This window comes from Eubacterium multiforme, from assembly GCF_030813415.1.
Classification (GTDB): Bacteria; Bacillota; Clostridia; order Clostridiales; family Clostridiaceae; genus Clostridium; species Clostridium multiforme.
The window spans coordinates 26,896-53,528 of record NZ_JAUSUF010000012.1; the positions used below are offsets into that span (position 1 = coordinate 26,896).

General features: G+C 27.6%; 21 protein-coding genes. 1 reads left to right on the top strand and 20 read right to left on the bottom strand.

What is annotated here, in order from left to right; all coding sequences use genetic code 11:
* Positions 1-16: 16 nt before the first annotated feature.
* From J2S18_RS13270 to J2S18_RS13365, 20 genes are all read right to left on the bottom strand, one after another.
* The gene (locus J2S18_RS13270) at positions 17-2,170 is read right to left on the bottom strand and encodes a TIM-barrel domain-containing protein (protein WP_307487473.1); all 2,154 of its coding nucleotides are present in this window, start codon (positions 2,168-2,170) and stop codon (positions 17-19) included.
* Positions 2,171-2,197: 27 nt separating this feature from the next.
* Complete coding sequence (locus tag J2S18_RS13275) at positions 2,198-3,223, bottom strand: LacI family DNA-binding transcriptional regulator (protein WP_307487475.1); 1,026 nt, start codon at positions 3,221-3,223, stop codon at positions 2,198-2,200.
* Between the two features lie 106 nt (positions 3,224-3,329).
* Positions 3,330-5,051: a glycoside hydrolase family 13 protein gene (locus J2S18_RS13280; RefSeq protein ID WP_307487477.1), complete on the bottom strand. Its 1,722-nt coding sequence runs from the start codon at positions 5,049-5,051 to the stop codon at positions 3,330-3,332.
* A gap of 24 nt (positions 5,052-5,075) precedes the next feature.
* On the bottom strand, positions 5,076-5,936 hold the full coding sequence (locus J2S18_RS13285) for a sugar ABC transporter permease (protein WP_307487479.1): 861 nt from the start codon (positions 5,934-5,936) through the stop codon (positions 5,076-5,078).
* 1 nt (position 5,937) lies between these two features.
* Entirely contained in the window at positions 5,938-6,825 is an 888-nt protein-coding gene (locus tag J2S18_RS13290) for a carbohydrate ABC transporter permease (RefSeq protein WP_307487585.1), read from the bottom strand.
* A gap of 116 nt (positions 6,826-6,941) precedes the next feature.
* Complete coding sequence (locus J2S18_RS13295; protein WP_307487480.1) at positions 6,942-8,156, bottom strand: sugar ABC transporter substrate-binding protein; 1,215 nt, start codon at positions 8,154-8,156, stop codon at positions 6,942-6,944.
* 217 nt (positions 8,157-8,373) lie between these two features.
* Positions 8,374-9,339: a PucR family transcriptional regulator gene (locus J2S18_RS13300; protein WP_307487483.1), complete on the bottom strand. Its 966-nt coding sequence runs from the start codon at positions 9,337-9,339 to the stop codon at positions 8,374-8,376.
* Positions 9,340-9,360: 21 nt separating this feature from the next.
* Entirely contained in the window at positions 9,361-10,479 is a 1,119-nt protein-coding gene (locus tag J2S18_RS13305; RefSeq protein WP_307487485.1) for an ABC transporter ATP-binding protein, read from the bottom strand.
* Between the two features lie 315 nt (positions 10,480-10,794).
* Positions 10,795-12,168, bottom strand: coding sequence for a gluconeogenesis morphogenetic factor MgfK (gene mgfK, locus J2S18_RS13310; protein WP_307487487.1), 1,374 nt, complete (start codon positions 12,166-12,168; stop codon positions 10,795-10,797).
* A complete protein-coding gene (gene rapZ, locus J2S18_RS13315) occupies positions 12,165-13,043 on the bottom strand; it encodes an RNase adapter RapZ (protein WP_307487488.1) in 879 nt (292 codons plus the stop codon). The genes mgfK and rapZ overlap by 4 nt, the downstream gene beginning before the upstream one ends.
* A gap of 280 nt (positions 13,044-13,323) precedes the next feature.
* The gene (locus J2S18_RS13320) at positions 13,324-14,112 is read right to left on the bottom strand and encodes a class I SAM-dependent methyltransferase (protein WP_307487490.1); all 789 of its coding nucleotides are present in this window, start codon (positions 14,110-14,112) and stop codon (positions 13,324-13,326) included.
* Positions 14,113-14,183: 71 nt separating this feature from the next.
* The gene (locus tag J2S18_RS13325; RefSeq protein ID WP_307487491.1) at positions 14,184-14,573 is read right to left on the bottom strand and encodes a hypothetical protein; all 390 of its coding nucleotides are present in this window, start codon (positions 14,571-14,573) and stop codon (positions 14,184-14,186) included.
* 8 nt (positions 14,574-14,581) lie between these two features.
* Positions 14,582-14,776 (bottom strand): TetR/AcrR family transcriptional regulator, encoded by a 195-nt coding sequence (locus tag J2S18_RS13330; protein WP_307487492.1) that lies wholly within the window; start codon positions 14,774-14,776, stop codon positions 14,582-14,584.
* Positions 14,777-14,964: 188 nt separating this feature from the next.
* On the bottom strand, positions 14,965-15,876 hold the full coding sequence (murB, locus tag J2S18_RS13335) for a UDP-N-acetylmuramate dehydrogenase (RefSeq protein ID WP_307487494.1): 912 nt from the start codon (positions 15,874-15,876) through the stop codon (positions 14,965-14,967).
* 90 nt (positions 15,877-15,966) lie between these two features.
* Positions 15,967-17,844 carry an excinuclease ABC subunit UvrC gene (uvrC, locus tag J2S18_RS13340; RefSeq protein ID WP_307487586.1) on the bottom strand — a complete coding sequence of 626 codons (1,878 nt, stop codon included), beginning with the start codon at positions 17,842-17,844 and terminating at the stop codon, positions 15,967-15,969.
* A gap of 79 nt (positions 17,845-17,923) precedes the next feature.
* A complete protein-coding gene (locus J2S18_RS13345; protein WP_307487496.1) occupies positions 17,924-19,408 on the bottom strand; it encodes a peptidoglycan D,D-transpeptidase FtsI family protein in 1,485 nt (494 codons plus the stop codon).
* 1 nt (position 19,409) lies between these two features.
* Positions 19,410-20,630 carry an FtsW/RodA/SpoVE family cell cycle protein gene (locus J2S18_RS13350; protein ID WP_307487498.1) on the bottom strand — a complete coding sequence of 407 codons (1,221 nt, stop codon included), beginning with the start codon at positions 20,628-20,630 and terminating at the stop codon, positions 19,410-19,412.
* A gap of 18 nt (positions 20,631-20,648) precedes the next feature.
* On the bottom strand, positions 20,649-21,095 hold the full coding sequence (locus J2S18_RS13355; RefSeq protein WP_307487499.1) for an FHA domain-containing protein: 447 nt from the start codon (positions 21,093-21,095) through the stop codon (positions 20,649-20,651).
* 165 nt (positions 21,096-21,260) lie between these two features.
* Positions 21,261-24,086, bottom strand: coding sequence for an excinuclease ABC subunit UvrA (uvrA, locus tag J2S18_RS13360; protein ID WP_307487500.1), 2,826 nt, complete (start codon positions 24,084-24,086; stop codon positions 21,261-21,263).
* Between the two features lie 305 nt (positions 24,087-24,391).
* Positions 24,392-25,666 (bottom strand): zinc ribbon domain-containing protein, encoded by a 1,275-nt coding sequence (locus tag J2S18_RS13365; protein WP_307487502.1) that lies wholly within the window; start codon positions 25,664-25,666, stop codon positions 24,392-24,394.
* A 187-nt stretch (positions 25,667-25,853) separates the two neighbouring features.
* Here J2S18_RS13365 and J2S18_RS13370 point away from each other — a divergent pair, with 187 nt between their 5' ends.
* Positions 25,854-26,555: a zinc ribbon domain-containing protein gene (locus J2S18_RS13370; RefSeq protein WP_307487504.1), complete on the top strand. Its 702-nt coding sequence runs from the start codon at positions 25,854-25,856 to the stop codon at positions 26,553-26,555.
* The last annotated feature ends 78 nt before the right edge of the window (positions 26,556-26,633 follow it).

Here is a 26,633-nt window from a genome sequence, read left to right on the forward strand (position 1 = left end):
CTTCCCCCTAATTAATTTATATAATTATTTCTTTTTCTTTTAAATTTCCATATACATCAAATATTTTTATATTTAATTTCTTTACTTTTTCTAATCCTGTTCTATTTAATGATATTTTATAATCATCATTATCCTTTTCTATTACTATATTAATATTTTCACTTTTACCACATTTATAATCATTTGTTTTTCCATCATCATTGTAATAACTATAACTTGCTTTACTCTCAACAAATGCCACTAAATTTAATTCACTATCATCAATATCTAAAACTCTCTTAGCTTCTTTCTTTGCCATTACTACTATCTTATTTTTTCTTATAAATATTGGTACTTCATTAAGGTCTACATCTATATAATTGTTGCCTTTCTTAATAACTTTCATTAAACCTTCATTGTACTTTTTACATTTCCATAAAAGCATATCTTCTGGTAAATACACATATCTGCCTTTAGAATTTTGCTCATATATAGGAGCAATCATTATGCTATCACCTAAAAGTAACTGATCCTCAACTCTCTTTGAGAATTCATCATTATAATCAAAAGTTAATGGCTTAAAATATAATTCATCATTAAGTACAGCCTTCATATATTCACTATAAAGATATGGTATTAAAACATATCTAAGTTCTATAATATTTTTTAATATATCCTCTGCTTCTTTTCCAAAAGCATATGGTTCTTGACATCTTGTTCCAGTTGCAGAATGATTTCTAAAAAGTGGTGTAAATAAACTAAATTGTGACCACCTTATAATAAGTTCCTTTGTTGCATTAGAACCAAATCCTCCTGTATCTGAACCTGTATAAATAAATCCACACATATTTATATTTGGCATCATTTGCATTGCAAGTTTTATATGTTCCCACCAAGATGCATTATCACCAGTCCATATGCCACCATATCTATGCATACCTATAATGGAAGCTCTTGAAAAAAGTAAAAATCTTTTATTACTATCTGTTTCATTAAGACCTTCACTAGCTGCTCTTGTCATATTAAAGCCATATAAATTATGTATTTTATCATGTCTTACTAGCTGACCATTTACATTGTGATAAAAGCTTTTGTAATCTTCCATACTATTTTGCAAATTATCAAATACAGATCTTAAATCAAAATAATCATGTATTCCTAAGTTTTTATCTTTGCTTTCTGTAACTTTTTCAAAGGCTTTTTTTAGTCCATTTTCTGAATAAAAAATAGCTGGTTCATTCATATCATTCCAAAAACCTTCTATACCTTTATCAGTTAAAAATTTATATTTACTTCCAAACCATAACCTAGCATCCTTATTTAAAAAGTCTGGAAAATGTACCTTTCCTGGCCATACAGCTCCAACAAAAGGTTTGTTATCCTTATCTACACAATAATAATTATTTTTTATTCCTTCTTCGTAAACATCATAGCCCTTTTCTATTTTGCAGCCTGCATCAATTATTGGAATTAATCTAATTCCTTCTTTTTTGACCTTACTTGCAAAACTATCAAAATCTTTAAATAATTCCTCATTTACAGTAAAATTTTTAAACTCATCCATATAGTCAATATCTAAATATAAACAATCTATTGGAATTTCAGCTTTTTTAAATTTTTCTAAAAGTTCTTCATAATCTTCCTTGTCTCTATATCCCCATCTACTTTGTCCATATCCTAATGCCCACTTAGGTGCAACATAACTTTTTCCTATAAGTTTTCTAAAGTTTTTAACTATACTATTTAAGTTTTTACCTTCTATAATATATAAATTAAAATTATTGTCTTCTAAACTTATATTTAATAAATTGCTATCAGTATACCCTATGTCAAAGGTAACCTTCCCAGGATAATCTATAAAAACTCCAAAGGTTTCTTTTCCATAAATTAAAATAAAATTATGTGCTCCATAAAGACTTCTTTTGTCCGGAGTATGGGAAAATATATCACTACAAAAACTTTCATAAATATTTCCTCTCTTATTTATTCCCCTTACATTTTCTCCAAGTCCATATACAATATCATTTTCTTCTAATTTATAAACAAATGAATTTTCTCCATCATTAATATCAAAATACTTTAAATCTTTATTTAAAATTTCTTTTTCTCCTTTTAATACCGTAGATTCGGTATTAAAAGGATTTCCAAAAACATATTTAGTTATATAGTTATTAACACTAAAAATTTTCATAATAATCTCCTACTTTTATCTATCTAATTATATGTTCTTAATGTCTTTACATGATTTTCTCTCTATTATTTTAGTTTCAAAAATAATATGCTTGTTCTCTTTCTTTTTAAGTAATAAATCAAAAATTAAATCAATACTGCTAATAGCCATTTTTCTACTAGGTTGTTTTACTGTTGTTATTTCTGGATTGTAATATTTAGTTATATCCATTCCATCAAATCCTGCAACAGAAATATCCTCTCCAACCTTAAGTCCTGAATCTATTATTGCCTTTGCAGCACCAACAGCCATTATGTCTGAAATAGCAAATATAGCTGTTATATCTTTTCTTTCATTAATAATTTTTTTAGCTACCTTGTATGCACCTTCATATTCATAATTTCCAATAAATATATTTTCCTCTAAATACTTTAGATTATTTTCAAAAATAGCCTTTTTATATCCTTCTAATCTAAGCCAACTTATGCCAACATCATTTTTATCACCAAGAATAATTGCTATATTTTTATGACCCTTTTTTATTAAATAATTCGTTAACTCCTTAGCTGCAAATACATTATCTATTCCTATTGAAGAAAATTTATGTTTATTTTCTTCACTTTTATATATTGTATTTACTGATGTTAAAACAACTGGAATATCTAGCGGACTAATACTCTCATCATTTACATTTAAAAAGTTTCCCCCAAGACATATAACCCCTTGAAGTCTCTTTTCTTTTACAAATGCTATTAAACCATCAATATCTTCCTCAGTTTTATAGTCATTTTGTTGTAATATCATAGTATAGCCTTTTTCTGTAATTTTACTTCCTATAATATTTATCATTTCAGCAAAAAATGGATTAAATACCCCTTTTACTAAAACTCCAATATTTTTAGTATTATTTTTCTTAAGTATTCTTGCACTATTATTTGGAATATAATTACTTTCTTTTATTATATTCTTAACTTTTTCTCTTGTTTCATCCTTTACATCTGGATGATCATTTATAACTCTGGATACTGTACTAACACCTACACCTGCCATTTTGGCAATATCTTTTATATTCATTTTGTTACCTCCTCTTAATAACTATTATTGCTTTTTAAGTAATTTTGGTAACGATACCAATTTAAATTATAAACTTTAATAGGTGTTATTAAAAGTAATACCTTTATTATTTTAAAGATATAATCTTAAAACTCATCTTTTCTAATTCTATACTTTTATTTATTAATACTTTTTCTCCTGAATAAATATCACTAAATTCTCCATTAATATTTAAATCAAAATTTTGTTTCTCATTATCATTATTTATTAAAACCAATATTTCATTATTATCTAGTACTCTTTTATAAGCTAAAGCTCTATCTTTTGCATATAATTCTTCATATTTTCCATTAACTAAAGCTTTATTGTTTTTTCTTATTTCTATAAGCTTTTTATAATGTTTTAATAAATTTTTATTTTGTTTTTCATTATCCCAAATCATACATTTTCTACAATGAGGGTCCTCTCCTCCATTTATTCCAACTTCATCTCCATAGTAAATATATGGGATTCCTTCAATTGTAAATTGGAATACTGTTGCAAGAATTAATTTTTTAATATCATCATTACATTCTGTTAAAAACCTTGCTGTATCATGGGAATCAAGTAAGTTTAACATTTGAGAATATATTTCTCTTATTAATCCTTCTTTTCTTAGAAGCACCCTATCTATTAAATCTTTTGAATCTATTTTTCTATAAGCAAAGAAATCTAAACATGCCTCTCTAAATGGATAATTCATAGTTGAATCAAATTCATCACCCTTTAAAAATAGTTTACCTTCATGCATAACTTCACCAATTATAAATGCATCTTCCTTAACATTTTTTACAGTTGTTCTAAACTCTTTCCAAAATGTATGTAAAACTTCATCTGCAACATCAAGTCTCCATCCATCTATATCAAATTCTTTTATCCAATATGCTGCAACATCTAAGAAGTAATTTTTTGTTTCTTCATTGCTCATATTAAGTTTTGGCATATATCTTAATTTATTGGCAAAGGTTCTATAATTTATAGTATCCTCATTAACCTCATCTTCCTCTAAGAAATACCAATCTTTATATTTTGATTTTTTGCCATTCTTCTTTAAATCTTCAAAGGCAAAGAAATCATTTCCTGTATGATTAAAAACAGCATCTAATACAACTCTTATTCCATTGTTATGACACTTTGTAACTAACTCCTTGAATTCTTCCTTTGTTCCAAAATGCTCATCAATTTCAAAATAATCCTTTGTATTATATTTATGATTTGTTGTGGATTTAAATATAGGTGTTAAATAAATAATATTTATTCCTAAATTACTTAAATAATCTATATTATTTATAATCCCTCTTAAATCTCCTCCAAAAAAACTTTTAGAATTAACTTCTTCTCCCCAATTTTGAATATTTTCTGGATCATTTTTGTTATCTCCATTACAAAACCTATCTGGGAAAATTTGATAAACTATAGATTCTTTTGCCCACGGAACATTTTTATATAGTTCATTAACATGAACATAAGGATATTGAAATTGTCCTAATGTTTCTGGTTCATTTTCCAAAACTCCTCTTTCATTTAAATAAACTTTTTCCCCTTTATTTCCTTCTATTTCAAAGAAATATCTAAGTCTTCCTTCTGATACCTTTACTTTTTTTTCATAAAAATCAAATAATGTTGTAGAAGAAGCTTTCTCCATAGTTACACTTATAAAATCTCCTCTCCAGTTATATCTATCTTTATAGTGTAAAACTACTTTTTTAACCTCATTACTAGCAACTCTTATTTTTATAAATAAAGTATCCTTGTCTACTCCATAAGCATAAGGTACCTCAGAAATATGAAATATTGCCTGTAAATTCATAATAAACCTCCATAAATTTTTGAATTAACCTTTAACAGAACCTGCAACTAATCCCTTTGCCATATATTTTTGACCTAATGTTGCTAAAACAACAATTGGAACTGATGCCATTATTGCAGCTGCTGAATATTGTGTCCAGTTTGCTGAAAATTGGTTTGTTATAAATTGTTGTAATCCTATTGGTATAGTTTGACTCATAGGATCTTTCATAAGGGCTGCTGAGAAAACAAATTCACTATAAGCTCCTATAAAAGTAAATAAGAATATTACTAATACCATATTTCTTGTAAGTGGTAATATAACTTTTCTAAATGTTTCAAATGTACTAGCTCCATCAACCTTTGCAGCTTCTACAAGCTCCTTTGGAATTCCATCTATAAATCCTTTCATAAGCCAAATATTATAAGCACTAGCACCACATTGTATAACAACCAATGTTAAAATATGATCCATAGCATTTATTCTATAAGCAATTGCAAGTATTGCAGGTAGTGTCATTGCAGCTGGGAACATTTGAAGTAATAATAAAAACATTAGACCTTTTCTTCTTCCTGTAAATCTTAGCTTTGAAAAAGCAAAGGCTGTTGGTATTGTAAATATTAATTGTATTATTGATATTAATGTACATACAATTAATGAATTTTTAAGCCATACTAAAAAATCTGTTTGAGTTAAAACCTTTTTATAATTATCTAAAGAAAATGCATCTGGTAACAATGTAGTTTGAGTAAAGGCTTCTCCCTTAGCCATTGATGCTCCAACTATTGATATAAGAGGGAATAATACTATGAAAATCATTATTAATAAAAATATTCTAGAAATCCATAGACCTCTAACTTCTGCTGGTCTTAATTTTTTCTTATATTGTAAATTTTCCTTTTCCATACTATTCCACCTCCTCAAATTGTCCTGACATCTTCATTTGATAATATGACATTGTTGCTAAAACTAAAAATAATATAATACTTATTGTAGATGCTATATCAAATCTACCGAATTGTGTTGATAATTTGTAGTTTACTGATGCTAAAATATCTGTATATCCAGCAAATTGTGTTGCAATTCTTGGTGGTCCCCCTTCTGTAATTAAGAAAGCTGAACCGAAGTTATTAAAGTTAAATGCAAAGGATGAAATTAAAAGTGGATATGCAGTTTGAGCTAAACTTGGTAAAGTTATCTTTCTAAATTGAAGAAATTTGCTAGCTCCATCAACATCTGCAGCTTCATAATAACTATCTGGTATTGCTCCAAGGGCTCCTAAACATACATTCATCATATATGGAAATCCAAGCCATACATTTACCATTATTATTGATATTCTCGCCATAGTAGGATCTGTTAACCACTCTATTGGCTTACTTATAAAATGAAGATGTATCAATAAGTTATTTATTGCTCCATAACTACCATTTAAAAGTCCTTGCCATGATAAAACTGCAACAGTTGCAGGTAATGCCCATGGAATTATTAATATTGCCCTATATATTCCTCTTTCTTTCATATTAGGATTATTAACTGCCATAGCAACTACAAGTCCTAATAAAAATGTAAGTCCTGTTGATAAAAGTGCAAAAATTATATTCCATGCAAGTACTGGGAAAAATACTTCCTTAAATGGTCCTGTAAATACTTCTATAAAATTTTTAAATCCTACAAAATGAGGACTCCCATTAGTAAATATTGTATAGTCAGTAAATGCTATATAGACTGTATATATTATTGGGAAAATAGTAAATATTAAAATTGATATAAGTGCCGGTAATAAATATGGCATAGCTTTTATTGTTTCTTTAAAGCCCTTCTTTTTCTTTTTGTTCTTTGACACTCCAAATCTCCCCTTTTTGATTTTTATAAAATAAGGGGATTTAAATCCCCTTATTTACTAAACAATTATTTTTGTTGTGCTATTCCTTGTTTAATTTGTTCTACTATTTTTTTACCACATTCTTGTGGAGTAAGTTTTCCAGCTGTTAATAACTTTAAGTCATTTCCAGCAGGTTCCCACATTGCTTGAACTTCTGGAATATTTGGCATTGGTGTAGCTACTTTTAATTGTTCTGCAAAAGCTGCCATTTCCTTATTATCTTTAAAACTCTTACTATCTAAATCTTTTTTAAGTACTGGAATTCTATGTCCTTTATTTAATACTGTTTCTGCACTATTGTCTGATAAGTATTTAGCTAATTTCCAAGCTAAATCTTTATCTTTAGTGTTTGTGCTTACAAATGCTGTTTGAACTCCCATAAATGTTGGAATCTTCTTTCCATCTAAAGTTGGCATTGGTGCAACACCAAAGTTTACTTTTCCATCTTTAAATGCTTGTACATCCCAAGGTCCTGAAACATATAAACCTATTTTTTTATTTAAGAAATCTCCCTTTGCCATATCACCTTTAATATCTGCTGGCATTAGTTTATCTTTAACAACTAAATCTTGAAGGAATGTATACCCTTTTACAGCTCCTTTAGTATCTAGTCCAATATCTTTTGGATCTAATGTACCATCATTATTTTTAAATACATAAGCTCCATTTGCAGCTATAAATCCATAAGCGTTATAAAAATTATTTATATCAAATTTAAATCCAACATTTTTACCTTGTTTTATTACATCTTCCATTGTTTTAGGAACATTTTTAACTTTATCTTTATTATAGAAAAGAGCAACTGTTTCTTGAGCTATTGGAAGAGCATATTGCTTTCCACTTATAGTTACTGCATCTACAATTTGTTTTGAACCATAATCTTTTGCCTTTATTGTATCCTTAGGTACTTCATCTAAAAGTCCTGCCTTTTGATATATTCCTAATTGATCATGAGGTGCTCCAAACATTATATCTGGTCCTTTACCTGCTTTTATAGCTTGAACATCTTCTTGGGTTTTTGCTTTATCTTCAACAATAGTAACTTTTACTCCATTGTCTTTTCCCCATTTTTCAGCTATTGGTTTCATTGCATTAATTTCTTGTGTTGTTAAGTGTGACCAAACCTTTAATTCCTTTGAGTTACTACTTGCTGTACTTCCTGAACTTCCACAACCTACTAATGAGCCTGTTAAAACCATAGCAGCAATAATAGCGGCTAAAGTTTTCTTTCTTTTTAACATTTAAAATCCCCCTTACACAAATTTTTAATTTTATTGGTACCGATTCCAAATTTTCAAAAAAATTTTTTTATTTTAAATAAAGCTATGATAAATGTATTTAATTACTTTTTGGTATCGTTTCCAATTTCATTTTATATTACTCAGTAAACATTTTCAATCCATTCACTTAAAATTCCGACTTTTTGTAATTTCGTACAAAAAAATTATGAACTTTATGTTACATATCTATTTTGCTTCTATTATATTCCTTATAAATGCAAAATAATATTTTAAATATAACTGAATCATTAAAGTTTCTTAAGTCAAAAGAAGTTATTTTTTCTATCTTTTCAATCCTGTATATAAGCGTATTCCTATGAATATATAGCATTTTAGAAGCTTTACTTAAATTAATATCTGATTTATATAATATATCTATAGTTCTAATTAATTCATCATCTAATTTTGAAAAATCTAATTTAATATCATCTAAAATCCTAATTTTAAAGCTCTTATCAACTTTATCTATAACACTTTCAAATATTAAATCTTTTTCTCCCAAAATATATTTTTCTAAATTATATTTTATTGATAAATTTATCTTATATTTATTAATTAAAAAAGCATCTCTTAACTCTTGAAAATCATTAACCTTTTTATATGCAATATAACACTTTAAATACATATTAGATTCTATAGATTCCCTTAAACTCTCTACATGCTCTTCTATTTCTTTAAAGTTTCCCATTAAAAGGATACTATCTTTAAAAATTAAATTTACTATTTTTCTATCTAAATATAATTCTTTAATTAAATTATTTGATTCAATTAATTTATCCTTTTCAACATATACATTTATTACATAAAACTTTTCTTTTAAAAATGGAATTTCTTTTTTTAAAGTACTATTATCAATCTCTTCACCATTTAAAAGTTTTTTAATTAAGTTTTTATCACTATCAAAAATCTTTTTTATTCTATCTTTAATTAAATACTTTAATAAATTTATACAGTTTTCGTCTTTTTTTAAAATTATAATACTAACTTTTCTATTTTTAATTTCTACTACATTTGCTATTATTTCATCATTAATTAAAGATTCATTATCAATACTTTTAAAGACTTCTTTCCCATCTATTTTTATAATAAAAGGCATATTAGTGCTTAAATATATATCTTCTAAAAAACTATGAAAACTGTTCATAGAAAGCCCCCTTTATATTTATTATTCTATTTCAATTCTTAAATTAGTTTCTCTATCAAATACATGTAGTTTATTTCCATCTAGATAGAATTTAGCCTTATCTCCTGTTTTTAAAGGACTTGTTCCATTTAATCTAACTGTTACATCTTGATTATTAAATTTAGTATAAACATAACTTTCTGCCCCCATAAGTTCAGTAACCTCAACAGAAACATCAATAACACTATCTAAATGATTTTCCATTAACTCTTCATCATCTTTTATTTCTTCAGGTCTTATACCAAATATAACACTTTTACCTAATTTTCCAAGTTCTTTTAATTTTTCTCCCTTTTCTTTTGGAAATTTAACTCTTCCACCCTTTTTAAAGTAAGCATAAAACTCCTCTTCCTCTTTTTCAACTTTTCCTTCTAAAAAGTTCATTTGAGGACTTCCTATAAATCCTGCAACAAACATATTTGCTGGATGACTGTATATTTTGTGTGGAGTATCTACTTGCTGTATTATTCCATCTTTCATAACAACTATTCTAGTTCCCATAGTCATAGCTTCCACCTGATCATGAGTTACATATATAAATGTTGTTTGTAATCTTTGATATAATTTAGAAATTTCTGTTCTCATTTGAACTCTAAGTTTTGCATCTAAGTTTGATAAAGGTTCATCCATTAAGAATACCTTTGGTTCTCTAACTATTGCTCTTCCAAGGGCAACTCTTTGTCTTTGACCTCCAGATAATGCCTTTGGCTTTCTGTCTAATAAATGTTCTATATCTAATGTTTTAGCTGCATCTTTAACTTTCTTATCTATCTCTTCCTTTGGAAGTTTTCTTAACTTAAGTCCAAAAGCCATATTATCATATACAGTCATATGTGGATATAAAGCATAACTTTGGAATACCATTGCTATATCTCTCTCCTTTGGCTCTACATCATTAACTAACTTATCTCCTATATATAAACTTCCTTTTGAAATTTCTTCTAATCCTGCTATCATTCTTAAAGTAGTTGATTTACCACATCCAGATGGTCCAACAAAAACTATAAATTCCTTATCTTCAATTTTTAAATTAAAATCTTTAACTGCTACTACATCTCCTGGGTAAATTTTATAAACATGATCAAGTACTACACTTGCCATATAAATCCCTCCTCTTATTTTCAAAGTTATGCCTTAATATTACATCAGTTAAACATTTTCATCTATATGTAAAAATACCAAATTTATATTCAAATATTTATACAAAATTCTAATTCACACTAAATTTCTATAAGTTTTTTAATTATTATTAACAAATTGTGAACACAGCATATAAATTAAAATTTATAAAATAACCCTAAAAATATTCTTTAATAAGATTATAACTTCCAATTCTTAAATAAAGATTAATATATAACAAAAAATTATCACAAAAAAATAATAAGGGTAGCAAAATAAATTGCTAACCTTATTATTTTAAGATTCTACATTATTAGAATTCTCTCTTTTTATTTTCTTTTCTGTTTTATCTCTCTCCTTAATTCTTTGAGAAAGATACATATATTCAATAATCTTCTTTCTATCATAAAGAAGTTTTTTCTCCATAATTGTTTCAACTAGTACTTGAGCTAAATAATCAGAATCATGCTTTATAGTTCCATTTTTAATTCTTACTAAATTTCGCTCTACTATATCTACACCAATATCTTTTATTCTGCTTCTATCAATTTTAACAACTTCAGAACCTTTTTCTTTATATTTTTCCTTCATATCAGCACTAATGCTTCCAACATTTGCAATAACACAGTTAACTATGTCTTTACCTCCATATTTTCTTAATATATTAAGGTGGTCACAAACATTAAATCCATCAGTTTCTCCAGGTTGAGTCATCACATTTGAAATATATATTTTAAATGCATCACTTTTTCTTATTTCAGTTGTAATTCCCTTTACTAAAAGATTTGGAAGAACACTTGTATAAAGACTTCCAGGTCCCATTACTATTGCATCTGCATCTTTTATGGCATTTAATGCTTCTGCTAAAGGCTTTGCATCAATTGGGTCAATAGTAAGTTTTTTTATTCTTGATTTTTGATTTATAGCTTCAACAGGAATATAGGATTCACCTTCTATAAGATTTCCATTTTCTAAATAAGCCATTAGTTTCATATCATCTAAAGTAACTGGCAATACTTTACCTGTTACTGCAAGAACTGAACTCATCTTTCTAACTGCATCAACAAAGTTTTCTGAAACTCCATCCATAGCTGCTAAAAATAAATTACCAAAACTTTGACCTTTAAGTCTTCCATCTTTAAATCTATATTCAAGTAAATCTTCCATTAATGGCTCTGTATCTGATAAAGCCAAGAGACAGTTTCTTATATCTCCTGGTGGAAGCATTCCAAGGTCTTCTCTTAAATCTCCAGAACCTCCCCCATCATCTCCAACAGTAACAATTGCAGTTATATTTGAAGTATAGTACTTAAGTCCTCTAAGCATAGTTGAAAGTCCTGTACCTCCTCCTATAACTACAATTTTAGGTCCTTTAACTAAAAGTCTTTTTTCTGTTATAAGGGTTTCTATTTTCTTACTATCTAAGGACATTTTTATATATCCTTTATTCATAAGAGCAATTACTGATTTCATTCCTTCTGTAATTGATATATATATTACAAATACCCCTGTTACATTAAGACATATATAAAATAATTTGTAGTACATATCATATACTCTATGGGTAACAAGTTCAGTAAATCCAAAAGCAATTAATAAAACTCCAAAAAGTCCAAAAGCTATCCATCTCTTGACTTTTATTCCAGGCTTAAACCACTCTGAAAGCCTCATAGCTTCTTTTCTCCCTTATTTAAATCTTCAACTATATCTCTATGTTCTATTCCTGCTTTATACCCTTCTTCAACTAAAAGTTCATGAACTCTATTAGCTATAGCAACAGATCTATGTCTTCCTCCAGTACATCCTATTGAAATTATAAGTTGTCTCTTACCTTCTTTAATGTAATTTGGTATTAAGAATTTAATCATATCCATAAATCTCTCAACAAAACCTGTAGTTTCTTTTTGATCTAATACATATTTTTTAACAGGTTCATCTGCTCCTGAAAATTGCTTTAATTCAGGAATATAAAAAGGATTTGGAATAAACCTTACATCAAAAACTAAGTCTGAATCAACTGGTATACCATATTTAAATCCAAAACTTAATATTGTTACTGATAATTCCTTATCTGGCTCTTCACTAGATCCATAATAGCTATTCATCTTTTCTCTTAAATCTCTAATTGCATATTTTGATGTATCTATTATTACATCTGCTCTATCTTTAACTTCTCTTAATTTATTTCTTTCTTCAGTTATTCCTGTAAGAACACGAGATTTTGGTGAAAGTGGATGACTTCTTCTTGCTTCTTTAAATCTTTTAACAAGAACTTCATCTGATGCTTCTAAAAATAATATTTCATATTTAAAATCGTTGTTCTTTAAATATAATAAACTTTCAAATAAATCATCAAAGAATATTCCACCTCTTATGTCTGTAACAATTGCTACTTTTTCAATACTTCCATTATTACACGCTTCAGCAAATTTAGGTATTAATTGTGGTGGTAAATTGTCTACACAAAAATAACCTAAATCCTCTAAACTCCTAGTTGCTTCTGTCTTTCCTGCTCCTGATAATCCTGTAACTATTACAAACCTCATAACCTATTCCTCCTTTTTATATTTAATTTATATTATCTACTAAAATCAATAATATTTCACTTCTTAAATTATAAATTTAAGAAATAATAATACTATAGATAATATATTATTATATCACAGACCTAATGTTTACTTTTAAATTTCACAGTATAAAATAAACACTTATTTAAGTATATCTTTAAATTTAAAAGGCGCTATGAAACACATACCGCCTATTAATCATTAATAAATATTTTCTAAAAATATTATATCATTTTTATTTAATTATATAAACCAAAATTTATTTAATTCCATATATCAACCCCATATTTTTTAACATCCATGGAGCTTTACAAATAGTAGGAATAAAGTGAAGGGACTCAGTGTGAGAAATATAATGTATTTCACTAATTCCATCTCTTTTTAATTCTTCTAAAAAGCTTTCTATATTTCCATATAAATGTTTTTGCTCAAAAAGATCATGAAAAGCAAAGGCACCACCCTTCTTTACAACACGTAAAGCTTCTTTTACTACAGATCTTTTATCAGCTTCAGTACGTACTTCATGGAAAACAAAATTACTAACTGCAGCATCAAAATATTCAGATGGAAAATCCAATTTTGCAGCATCACCTCTTTGAAAAGTTATATGCTCTAAGACACCTTCTATTTTTGCATTATTTTCACATTGATTTTTTGAATAGTTCCATTCTTTTCCCCAGTAATCTATTCCTATAATTGAAGATTTCCAAAAATATTTAGCACATTTTATACTAAGGGCACCTGAACCACAGCCAATATCTATAAGTGTTCCATTTCCTGACCATTTTAATTTTTCAATTAAAAAATCATAAAATTTTTCCATTAACTTACCACCATTAAAGGAAAAAATGCATCTACATATTTGCATATAAATAGCCATTGCAATTAATATTAAAAATAGAATACCAATTATAATTTGGATAATTAAATTTCTCCAGTATAATCTACTAAAGATAAAAATAATAAGTATAACACCTGAAAGGCTCCAAAGAAATTTCATAATATTTGCAGGAACCCAATTGCTGTAATTTAAATTTTGTTTTTTCATAATTTACCTCCTATGTTTTAAATAACGATTATTATTTTTTGTTATGTAAAAAAGCCTAAGGAAATTTATCCTTAGGCTTCACATTTTTTTATTTCTTTTATTATTTTTTGAAAGCCACCCTCTGAATAACAACCAATAAGGGCAGCTAACTGTATTGATTTTTCCATAGTATATCCTCCCAATAAAATTTCAATGTAACCTTGTATTTTCATGCTTACCAATATATGTATTAAATCATTATTAATAGGAATTTTTGATTTTTGGAAAAATAAAGTAAAGGCCTTTTCTATCTGTTGTATAAAATTTTCTTTAAAGCCTTGATATTTAGTTCCTGTAGACTTATCTAATAAAATCAATACTTCATATCTATTTTTCCAAAGAAATTTCATTAATTCTTGCTCATTTTCTTCTCCTGTATTTTCATACATCAATTCTCGCTGAATCATATCTTCTATAAGCATATTTAACTCTATAACAGTCCTAGAAAAACAATACTATCAAATAAATCAGCTTTACTTTTAAAAGAAAAATACAAAGCACCTGTTGTTACTTTTGCTTTACAACAAATATTTCTTAATGATGCTTTTTCATACCCTTTTTCAAAAAACTCTAATTTACCTACTTCTATAATTTTTTCTTTAGTTGAAATCTCTACAAAATGCAATTTCATACACCTCTATACATAACACTTGTTATGTTGACATTAACACTCATAACCTTATTTGTCAATGATTTGTAAATCTATAAATATAAAAATAGCAGCCCTTTTATTAAGGACTGCAAAAAAGGAACACCTTTTATGGTATTCCTCACATTACTAACTATTTTTTATACATAATCTTATTTAATTAATTATATAAGATCTTCACCTATTATTCTAACTTCTGGATGAAGCTCAACACCAAACTGTTTCTTAACTTCACATTGAATATGTTTTATAAGGTCTAATACATCCTTTGCTGTAGCTCCACCTTTATTAATAACAAATCCTGAATGTTTTTCTGAAACGGCAGCTCCTCCTATTGAATATCCTTTAAGACCTGCATCTTGAATTAACTTTCCAGCAAAATGACCTTCTGGTCTTTTAAATGTACTTCCTGCTGATGGGTATTCAAGAGGTTGTTTTGACTCTCTCTTTTCTGTTAAATCATCAACTCTGGCTTTTATCTTTTCATATTCTCCATCATTAAGAGCAAATGTAGCTTCTAAAACAATTGCCTTCTCTTCCATTACTCTTGATGTTCTATATCCTAAATTTAATTCTTCTTTGCTATAAGTTTTAACTTCTCCATCTTCAGTTAAAACCTGTGCACTTTCAATTACATCTGCAATTTCTCCATTATATGCTCCTGCATTCATAAATACAGCACCACCAATAGATCCAGGTATTCCACAAGCAAATTCTAATCCTGATAATTTGTTTTCTAAAGCTATTTTTGAAGTATCTTTTAATAATGCTCCTGTTCCAGCAATAATCTTTTTATCATCTACTTTAATATCATTAAGTTCAGTAAGTTTTATAACAACACCTCTTATACCACCATCTTTAACAAGTAAGTTTGATCCATTTCCAATAACAAAATAATTTACATTATTTTCATTACAAACTTTTATTGTTTCTATTACTTGTTCCTTAGTTTTTGGTATAAGTAATACATCAACAGGTCCACCCACCTTGAAATATATATGTTCGCTCATCTTTGCGTTAAGTTCTATTTGATTTTCTGAATATATATTTTTGAATAATTCCTCGTATTTATTCATTCATAAAAACTCCTTGAAATATATTTTTTACAATTATCTAGTATATTCTAAATTGGAAATTAAAACAAGTCCTATAAGTTTACATTTGTGTTACTTTTCTTTTTTTTCATGTCCTCTAAAGTATTCTATTATGCTTTGTGCGGCTTTTTTGTCAATACTTGGAGTTTCCAACAATTCCTCTAAACTTGCTTTTTTTACCTGTTCTACACTTCCAAATTTCATAAGTAGCTCTTTTCTTCTCTTATTACCAACATTAGGTATATCATCTAAAATTGAATGAAGTGTTCTTTTATCTCTTAAAGACCTATGATAAGTAATTGCAAACCTATGAACTTCATCTTGAATTCTTCTTATAAGCTGCATAAGGTTTGAACCTCTATTTATTATAAGCTCCTCATTATTATATATTATCCCTCTAGTTTGATGTTTATCATCTTTTACTAATCCACAAACTGGAATCTCTATATTAAGCTTTTTTAATACTTCTAGTGCAATATTAACCTGTCCTTTTCCTCCATCCATCATAATTAAGTCTGGGAAATTTGAAAACTTTCCTTTTGAAAATACAAGTTCTCTATCCTGTATTTCCTTTATTTCTTTTAATCCATGGGAAAATCTTCTCTCTAAAATTTCTCTCATACTATCATAATCATTGGCACCTTTTACAGTTTTTATTCTAAATCTTCTATAATCACTATTTTTTGCCTTACCATCTTCAAACACAATCATACTACCTACAGAATCTACCCCTTGAATATTAGAAATATCATAAGCTTCTATTCTACTTGGGATATCATCTAAAGAAAGTAACTCTGAAAGTTCAATTAGTGATATTTTATTTATTTCCTTTTCCTTTAATATTTTATCCTTAAATTGTTCCAAAGTTATTTTTGCATTTTCTTTAACCATATCTAGCATACTTTTCTTGCTTCCCTTTTGAGGAATCTTAATCCAAACTTTAGAACCTCTCTTTATAGTTAATAGTTCCTCTAATATATCCTTATCTTCTATTTCTGGAACATATATATTTTTACCAATTTTAGCAACTCCACTATAAAAGTTAACTATGAATTTAGATAATATTTCTGAAACTTCATCCCCAGCTGTATTTTCAATAATAAAATGCTCTCTTCCAGTAACTTTACCTTCCCTTAAGAAAAACACTTGAACACAGCTATCCTTTTCGTCACTATATATATTTATAAAATCTTCGTCTTCATCTGTTACTTTAAACATTTTTTGTTTTTGTACTAAAGTGTCTATTGCTAAAATTTTATCTCTATAAGAAGCTGCTTTTTCAAATTCAAAATTATTAGCTGCTTCCTCCATATTTTTCTTTAAGTTATTAGTAACTTCCTTATCCTTACCATTTAAAATATCTATAATGGAATTTATCATAATCCCATAATCTTTTTTTGAAACATATCCTCCACAGGGACCATTACATTTATTGATATGAAAGTTTAAACATGGTCTTGTAGGCTCTCCCCCTTCTACAATAGTCCTTTTACATGTCCTAATAGGAAATACCTTTCTTATAAGATTAATAGTCTCATATACGGCTCCTCCATTTGTATATGGTCCAAAATACTTATTTCCATCCTTTGCAAAATTTCTTGTTACAAAAACTCTTGGAAAATCTTCATTAGTTGTTATTTTTATAAATGGATAAAATTTATCATCTTTTAATGCAATATTATATTTAGGAGTATGCTTTTTTATAAGATTACATTCTAAAATTAATGCTTCCATTTCTGAATCTGTAACTATATATTCAAATTCAGCTATATTCTTAACCATTGCTCTAACTTTTTCTGAATGGTTTTTAGAATTTCTGAAATATTGTCTAACTCTATTTTTTAAAATCTTAGCTTTACCAACATATATTATTTCACCTAAAGAATTTTTCATTAAATATACTCCAGGTTTATCAGGTAATATTTTTAATTGATGTTCAAAATCAAAAATTTTAATCCCCTCCTTTATATCGGTTATCATAAAAAGGGTACCTATTAAGATACCCTTTTATATTTGTTTAAATATCATATTAATTTTGTAATTCTGCATTTATAACTTTTCCAGCAACACTAGCTGCTCTACCAGCTCCGTATCCACCTTCTTCAACAATTACTGCAATAGCAATCTTTGGATTGCTTGCAGGTGCAAAACTAACAAACCATGAATGTGGTTTTCCAAGTTGACCATTTGGTAATCTATGATCTGCAGTACCTGTTTTACCTGCAGCATCAGTTCCTTTTAAGTAACCCCATGAACCACTTTTAATATTTTTATCAACTAAGCCCTTCATATATGACTTAATTAAAGTTGCATCATTTGATGACATTACTTTACTAAATTGTTTAGACTTAATACTTTCTACAGTATTACCATCCTTATCAACAACCTTGTTAACAAGACTTGGCTCCATTATAACTCCATCATTAGCTACTGCTGAAGCAACTAATGCCATTTGCATTGGAGTTGCAAGTATACTACCTTGACCAATACCTGATTGTGCCATTTCACCTACTTGCCAATCTTTAAGTTTTGGAAATTTACTTGGTTCTATACTAAATCCATTTGCAGGGATATCCTTATTGAAGCCAAATTTTTCTGCTGTATCCCTTAATTTTGTATTACCAAGTTCCATTCCAAGTGTTCCATAAACTACATTACTTGATAGTATAAAAGCCTTTTCTAATTGAATACTTCCATTAACTTCTCCACTATCATTATTTAAAGTTCTTCCGTCTTTAAATTTAATTTTACCATTATCATCAAAAGTTCTATTTTGAACTCCTGGCATATTTTCAAGAGCACTTGTTGTTGTAACTATTTTAAAGGTTGAACCTGGTGGATACATTCCATAAGTAGCCCTATTTATAAATGGACTATGTTCATAATCACCAGCATTAGCCTTTTTCATTTCACTCTCTAAATTATTTGGATTAAAGCTTGGCTTTGAAACCATAGCTAAAATCTTACCTGTTTTAGGATCTAACGCAACTACTGCACCTCTACTATCTCCTAATGCATTATAAGCAACCTTTTGAAGCTTAGTATCAAGAGTAGTAACAACATTATTTCCAACTTTATCTTTATCATCTTGTCTTGTAAAGAATGCATTCTTTAAGTTTTCTATACTTGGTTTATCCACCAACTTCTTAAAGCTTGCTGACATATTTGAACTTGTTGTTAGTTGTTTGTCATAAACTTTTTCAAGACCTGTTATTCCATATTTATTACTAACATATCCTATTGGATGCCCATATAAAGCATCATACTTATATTCTCTTTCTTGACTGTTATTCTTCTTTCTAACACTTTTTGCAATAATATTTCCATCTTTGTCTAAGATTTCTCCTCTTAAGACTTCATTTCTTCTAGCCCACGCCCTTTGATTACCTGGCATTTCTGCAATCTTAGGTGATTTAAACACTTGGAAATAGGCTATATATGATATAAGGGCTACAAAGCAAAATAAGAAAACAATCATTACTTTTTTTACACTGTCTTTAATATCACCCTTCATTCTAGCCCTCCTCTGATATCTTTTGTAATATTCCTAATGCAAAAAACATTGTAAGCATTGAAGATCCACCATAACTTATAAGTGGCAATGTTATACCTGTTAGTGGAATAAGTGCAAATATACCTCCAATAATAACTAGAACTTGACAAGCTATCATTGCACTAAATCCAACTGCATTAAGTTGCAAAAATTCATCATCTGTAACAAATGCTGTTCTTATACATCTATAAAATAATAAAAAATAAACAATCATTATCCCTATTCCAAAAACCATACCCATTTCTTCACAGATTGCTGCAAATATAAAGTCTGTCGTATTTACAGGTACAAATCCTGGGTACCCTTGACCAAGTCCTGATCCCATCATTCCACCTGAAGATATTGAATACAATCCTTGTACTAATTGATAACTTTGATTTTGGGCATATTCCCAAGGATTTTTCCATATTAAAACCCTTTGTCTTACATGACCAAACATATAATATGCCGCAACTGATCCAACTGCAAAAAGACCTAAACATGTTAATACATATTTTTTCTTTGCTGTTGCTATATATAACATTGTTACTGATATTCCAAAGAAAATTAATGCTGATCCTAAATCTCTTTGTAATACCATACAACCTAAACTAAACATTACAACTAAGCCTGGTTGTATAAGCTTCTTAAAGTTTCCTTTAGAGTTATCTCCATTTTTATATTCTCTAAGTGCTGATGATAAATATAACACTAATGCTATCTTTCCAAATTCTGAAGGCTGAAAACTTATAGGTCCAAATATGACCCAGTTTTTTGCTCCATAAACTTCTTTACCAATAATAAGTGCCATTGGCATAAATATAAAAATTAATATCATGTATACATTTTTATATTTAGCAAAATTCCTAAAGTCTGGAAAAGCTTTAAGTATAACTATAAATACAACTATACTAGCTAAAAACCACATTAATTGCTTTTCTGCTACGCTTGGATTTAATCTATAAAGCATAGCAATACCTATAACTACCAAAATACATGAAAAAGTAAGAATAAATTTATCCCCATCTGGATAAAATTTTCTAACAATAAAATGTGCAACAAATATAACTACACATAATATACCTCCAAAATATAAGGCATTCTTGTCTATAGGAGTTTTTAGGATAGCTAAATTTCCGAAAAGAGCTATACATAATAAATACGTTAAGCCTAGCATTATGCTTTCTTTTTTACTTTTTACCATTTAATCACCCCATGATACCTAAGACAATACTTTAAACACTGCTGTTCCTATAGCTATCTTGTCCTTAGCAAATAATTTTACTCTTCCAGTAATTTTTTGACCATTTAAAAAAGTACCATTTGTACTATTTAAATCTTCTAACACAAGCGCATTATTTTTAACTGTTATTTTAGCATGATTTCCTGATACATATTGATCTGTTAATACTACTGTGTTGCTACCTCTTCTACCTATTGTTGTTATATCTCTAATAGGTATTACCGACCCCATCTTTAACGACGTATTTTCTCCTACTTCTATTATCTCTATTCCATGATGTCTCTTTCTAACAGGTATAGGTCTTTTAGTATTACCTCCACCTTTTACATCCTTTGCCATTATCTTTAAAGCATAAACAATTATAAAGTATAATAGTATGATAAAAATTATTCCAAATACGCCTGCAATAAATTTTGAAAAATCCATCTTTTCACCTCGAAAAATTACTTTATCTTTTTGATTATACACCAAAATACTATTAATTTCATACATTTATCTTACAATTATTGTTTACACAAACAATTAGGTAACTTTTACAGTAAATTTTTATAAAAGCTAATTAATTTATTTATAATATTTTGTTTCTAATGTTTAATTTAATATTTTGCTTAAGTATTTCCCTGTATATGATTCTTTTATTTTACATATTTTTTCTGGAGTTCCAACACCTACTATTGTTCCTCCCTTATCTCCACCTTCTGGACCTAAATCTATAATATAATCTGCACATTTTATCATATCTAAGTTATGTTCTATTACTACTACTGAGTTTCCTGCATCTACAAGTCTTTGAAGTATTCCAATTAATCTATTAACATCATCAATATGAAGACCTGTTGTTGGTTCATCTAATATATATAATGTCTTTCCTGTACTTCTTTTTGAAAGTTCAGATGCAAGTTTAATTCTTTGTGCTTCTCCTCCTGATAGTTGAGTTGATGGTTGACCAAGCCTTATATATCCAAGACCTACATCATATAATGTTTGAAGTTTATTTTTAATTCTTGGAATATGTTCAAAGAACTCTAAAGCTTCCTCAACTGTCATATTTAAAACATCATCTATATTTTTACCTTTATATTTTACTTCTAGAGTTTCTCTATTATACCTTTTTCCTTTACATACTTCACAAGGAACATAAACATCTGATAAAAATTGCATTTCGATTTTTATTATTCCATCACCAGAACAAGCTTCACATCTTCCACCTTTAACATTAAAGCTAAATCTTCCAGGTTTGTAACCTCTCATTTTTGCTTCAGGAGTTTGAGAGAATAATTCTCTAATTACATCAAAAGTTCCTGTATAAGTTGCTGGATTAGAACGTGGGGTTCTTCCAATTGGACTTTGATCTATATCTATTATTTTATCTATATTTTCGTATCCCTTTATTTCTTTGTAAGCTCCTACTGGATTTCTACTTTTATTTATTAATTTATTTAATCCTTTATATAATATTTCATTAACTAAAGTACTTTTTCCTGAACCTGAAACACCAGTAACTATTGTTAAAACTCCAAGAGGAAAATCTACCTTTATATTTTTTAGGTTATTTTCTTTTGCTCCTACAACAGTAATTTTGTTTCCATTACCTTTTCTTCTTTCCTTTGGTGCTTTAATTTCCTTTTCTCCTGTTAAGTATTGTGCTGTTATTGAATCCTTACACTTTTTAATTTCATCTATAGTTCCTGCAGCTACAATCTTTCCACCATGTTCTCCTGCACCAGGTCCAATATCAACAATAAAATCAGCTTCTTTTATAGTATCTTCATCATGTTCAACAACAATAACAGTATTTCCAACATCTCTAAGGTGTTTTAATGTTTTTATAAGTCTATCATTATCCCTTTGATGAAGTCCTATACTAGGTTCATCTAAAATATATAAAACCCCCATAAGTGCAGAACCAATTTGAGTTGCAAGCCTTATTCTTTGAGATTCTCCTCCAGATAAAGTTCCTGAACTTCTTGATAAATTCAAATAATCTAAACCTACATCTACTAAGAATTTTAATCTGCTGCTTATTTCTTTTACTATTTGCTCACTTATTATTTTGTTCTTCTCTGAAAATTCCACATTATTTATAAAATCTAATTCTTCTTTTATTGGAAGAGTTGTAAATTCATAAATGTTTTCACCTCCAACAGTTACTGCAAGAGCTTCCTTATTAAGCCTTGCCCCCTTACATTTTGGACAATACTTATTACTCATATATTGTTCTATATCACTTTTTATAATATCTGAGTTTGTTTCTCTATATCTTCTTTGAAGTGAGTTTATTTCTCCCTCCCAAGCAGAGTTATAATTTGCCTTAACTCCCTCTTTAACATAATCAACCTTTAATCTCTTTCCTTCAGTTCCATATAAAATTATATTTACTATATTTTTTGGAAGATCCTTTATTGGAGTATTTAAATCAAATTTATATTCTTTACTTAATGCCTTTAAGAAAGCAAATGTCCAAGAATCTTCCTTTAATCTACCTTCACCCCAACAGGCAATTGCCCCTTCCATAATACTTAAATTTTTGTTTGGAATTATTAGATTTTCATCAATCTCTATTAATGTACCAAGTCCATCACAATAATCACATTTTCCAAAGGGTGAATTAAATGAAAACATTCTTGGTGCTAACTCTTCTATGCTTATTCCACAGTCTGGGCAAGAAAACTTTTCACTGTATAGAGTATCTCCAGCTCCAACTTCATTTATTATAACTAAACCTTCACCAAGTTTTAATGCTGTTTCTATTGAGTCTGTAAGTCTTCCTTCAATGCCTTCCTTAATAACTAATCTATCTACCACAGCTTCTATACTATGCTTTTTATTTTTTTCTAATTTTACTTCATCCTCTGTAAGGTCATAAATTTCTCCATCAATTCTAGCTCTTACAAATCCATTCTTTTTAATATTTTCTAATATTTTTTCGTGAGTTCCTTTTCTTCCTCTTACAACTGGAGCTAAAATTTGAACCTTAGTTCTCTCTTCAAGTTCCATTACCTTATCTATAATTTGATCTACAGATTGTTGGCTTATTACCTTTCCACACTTTGGACAATGTGGAATACCAACTCTTGCATAAAGAAGTCTTAAATAATCATATATTTCTGTTATTGTTCCAACTGTTGATCTTGGATTTTTACTTGTTGTCTTCTGGTCTATAGAAATTGCTGGTGACAACCCTTCAATATATTCAACATCAGGCTTATTCATTTGACCTAAAAATTGTCTTGCGTAAGCTGATAATGATTCAACATATCGCCTTTGTCCTTCTGCATAAAGGGTATCAAAGGCAAGAGATGATTTACCTGAACCTGAAAGTCCTGTAAAAACTATTAATTTATCTCTAGGTATTTCTAAACTAACATTTTTTAAATTATGTACCTTAGCTCCTTTTATTATAATCTTATCCTTCATATCTTAAGTTCCTCTCTTTTAACTTATAACCTTATTTTAAACCTATATTTATTAATTAATTCCCGAACATAAGTTCCCATAAATTAATTGTAATTTCTTATCTTTATATTGTCAATTATATCACTATTTTTTATTATTACTAAAAAATAAATTTTATTACTTAATAATTTTACTTTTAGTTAAATAAATAATCATATTATATAAATTTATAAATAAAAAAACAAAATAATAAATCCTTTAAAGTAAATCTAACTTTAATAAAAATTTATTATTTTGCCTTTTTATAGTTAATTAAAATTTATAACTTATTTATTTTCTTTAGTTTCACTTATAGCTGTTAAAACTAGCTCACCATCTGGTTTCTTACTAAATTTATATACATTTTCAAAATATCTTGTTTTAGGATTATCATATCCTTTAGAAATATCATAAACTTCACTACAAGTTACAGAGCCCTCATTTTTATCTTTATCAAATTTAAGATCCTTAATATCTAAAGATATAAAATCCTCTCTAATATTTTGCTTATATATTGATCCTATTACTTTTGATTGAGAATTATATATTTGACTTCCAGGTTCTAAATAATCTTTTATATAATTAAAATCATTATTATTTACAGCATATGCAAAGGATGAATCATAATTTCTAATTAAATTATAAACCTGTGCTTTAAAATCTTCGTCTTCCTTTACAGCTTGTGAAAAGTCTATATACATATTATCTGAATAAGAATCTACAGTATAATTACTACTTCTTAGCTTTTTACCATCCTTTTCTCCAATTGCATAAATAATTGACTTATTATCTACTGGTCCAAAGTTACTTGCATCATTTATACTTACTCCTGTATCTTTTCCATTTACATATAGTTTTGCACTTGGAATATCACTTTGTATATTTATATATTTAAGATTATCAAAAATGTTAATTGTTTTCTTTTGATCAGTCATTAAATTAACAGGGATATTTTCACTTTTTTTAATATACTTATTGTTAACTTCTGCAAGAACTATGTAATTCGCAGGCATTAATGGTCCAATTTCTGAGTTTTCCTTTACATTTTTATATTCTTTTCCATTAACCTTTATATTAGCATCTTTTATATTTGTTTTTACTTCTATGTATGAAGGTTTTACTACAATTTTATATTCTGGAAATATTAAAAACTTATGTCCAACCTTTTTTAATGAGAATACATCATTATTATTTGCACTTCCTCCATTTTTTATTGACTCAACATCTGATTTAAGAATATTTTTTACATTGTCTACATATGATGGATTACTTTGAAAATAATCTAATAATATCTTTGTATTGTCTTTATCAATAGTTATTCTTGAGTCATCACTTGCTAATATACTTTGAAGTTCTCCTTCATTTTTTGAACCTATTGCCTCATTAAATTTTGTTATTGCTAGTTCTGGATTAGAAAAATGTTTGTTTAATGGTATATATATACCTATTAAAACTATTATTATTGCTATTATAGGTATAATTATTTTTAGTTTTTTATTATTACATTTAGGACATTTTCCACTTTCATCTAGCTTACTTCCACACTTAGTACAATAATTCATAATCTTCCTCCTAATTTATATTAAATTTTTTCTTCCACACATTAGTATAATAATTTATGGAACAAATTTAAATATTTTCTTGTATTTTTAACAATATTTCCCCTTTTGCTAGGACCTTTTAGGTATATTTGACATTTATATGTAAATTTAGGTATAATTTTTTAGTTAACACAAAGGAGGAATAATTATGTTTTGCCCAAACTGTGGAAGTAAACTTTCAGATGATTCTACTTTTTGTCCAAACTGTGGAACAAAAATAGAACAACAACACAACCCTAATAATGGACCTGATTTAACTAAGGATTTTTCAAAAATAGTTGTTGAATGTATTAAAAATCCAATTAAAGAAATTTCAAATCTTAAAGAAACATTAAGTGATACTAATAATTATATTTATTTAGGTATTTTAGCATTAATAATACCTTTTTTAATTACTATATCACTAAAGTTCTTTACTCCACGTATAGCTATAGTAATACCATTTCATGAGATTTTCTTATCTTCTTTAATTAATTTAGTAGTTTTTTACGGAATAATGTTATTTTTAATATTTGCAATTTATAAATTTATTTTTAAAGAAGAACTTAGGCTTCAAGACTTTCTTAAAGTAGTTCTTGCTGCTTTAATAGTTAAAGGAGCTTTTATACTTATACAATTCTTAGTATCAATAATAAGTTTTAAGTTCTCTATCGCTATTTATATAGTTGGATCAATGGCTTCTATATTAATTTTATATAGTGGATTTAAAGAAATAGTTAAAGATTCTAATAAACTTTTATATACATTCTCAGGGTCATATTTAGTAGCTATCTTTTTTGCAAATTATATAATAGCAAAAATTATAATGATAAACATAGTATCATTATTTATAGGAAGTATATTTTATTAAAAAATGCTGGTATTTTAAATACCAGCATTTTTATCTATAACTATATTTTAAATATTCATCTAAAAGATAGAATTATTT

Excerpts from the sequence above, each read along its gene's own strand:
- J2S18_RS13270 (WP_307487473.1), bottom strand. The coding sequence starts at position 2,170 with ATGAAAATTTTTAGTGTTAATAACTATATAACTAAATATGTTTTTGGA.
- J2S18_RS13275 (WP_307487475.1), bottom strand. The coding sequence starts at position 3,223 with ATGAATATAAAAGATATTGCCAAAATGGCAGGTGTAGGTGTTAGTACA.
- J2S18_RS13280 (WP_307487477.1), bottom strand. The coding sequence starts at position 5,051 with ATGAATTTACAGGCAATATTTCATATTTCTGAGGTACCTTATGCTTAT.
- J2S18_RS13285 (WP_307487479.1), bottom strand. The coding sequence starts at position 5,936 with ATGGAAAAGGAAAATTTACAATATAAGAAAAAATTAAGACCAGCAGAA.
- J2S18_RS13290 (WP_307487585.1), bottom strand. The coding sequence starts at position 6,825 with ATGCCATATTTATTACCGGCACTTATATCAATTTTAATATTTACTATT.
- J2S18_RS13295 (WP_307487480.1), bottom strand. The coding sequence starts at position 8,156 with ATGTTAAAAAGAAAGAAAACTTTAGCCGCTATTATTGCTGCTATGGTT.
- J2S18_RS13300 (WP_307487483.1), bottom strand. The coding sequence starts at position 9,339 with ATGAACAGTTTTCATAGTTTTTTAGAAGATATATATTTAAGCACTAAT.
- J2S18_RS13305 (WP_307487485.1), bottom strand. The coding sequence starts at position 10,479 with ATGGCAAGTGTAGTACTTGATCATGTTTATAAAATTTACCCAGGAGAT.
- mgfK (WP_307487487.1), bottom strand. The coding sequence starts at position 12,168 with ATGAGGCTTTCAGAGTGGTTTAAGCCTGGAATAAAAGTCAAGAGATGG.
- rapZ (WP_307487488.1), bottom strand. The coding sequence starts at position 13,043 with ATGAGGTTTGTAATAGTTACAGGATTATCAGGAGCAGGAAAGACAGAA.
- J2S18_RS13320 (WP_307487490.1), bottom strand. The coding sequence starts at position 14,112 with ATGAAAAAACAAAATTTAAATTACAGCAATTGGGTTCCTGCAAATATT.
- J2S18_RS13325 (WP_307487491.1), bottom strand. The coding sequence starts at position 14,573 with ATGCTTATAGAAGATATGATTCAGCGAGAATTGATGTATGAAAATACA.
- murB (WP_307487494.1), bottom strand. The coding sequence starts at position 15,876 with ATGAATAAATACGAGGAATTATTCAAAAATATATATTCAGAAAATCAA.
- J2S18_RS13345 (WP_307487496.1), bottom strand. The coding sequence starts at position 19,408 with ATGAAGGGTGATATTAAAGACAGTGTAAAAAAAGTAATGATTGTTTTC.
- J2S18_RS13350 (WP_307487498.1), bottom strand. The coding sequence starts at position 20,630 with ATGGTAAAAAGTAAAAAAGAAAGCATAATGCTAGGCTTAACGTATTTA.
- J2S18_RS13355 (WP_307487499.1), bottom strand. The coding sequence starts at position 21,095 with ATGGATTTTTCAAAATTTATTGCAGGCGTATTTGGAATAATTTTTATC.
- uvrA (WP_307487500.1), bottom strand. The coding sequence starts at position 24,086 with ATGAAGGATAAGATTATAATAAAAGGAGCTAAGGTACATAATTTAAAA.
- J2S18_RS13365 (WP_307487502.1), bottom strand. The coding sequence starts at position 25,666 with ATGAATTATTGTACTAAGTGTGGAAGTAAGCTAGATGAAAGTGGAAAA.
- J2S18_RS13370 (WP_307487504.1), top strand. The coding sequence starts at position 25,854 with ATGTTTTGCCCAAACTGTGGAAGTAAACTTTCAGATGATTCTACTTTT.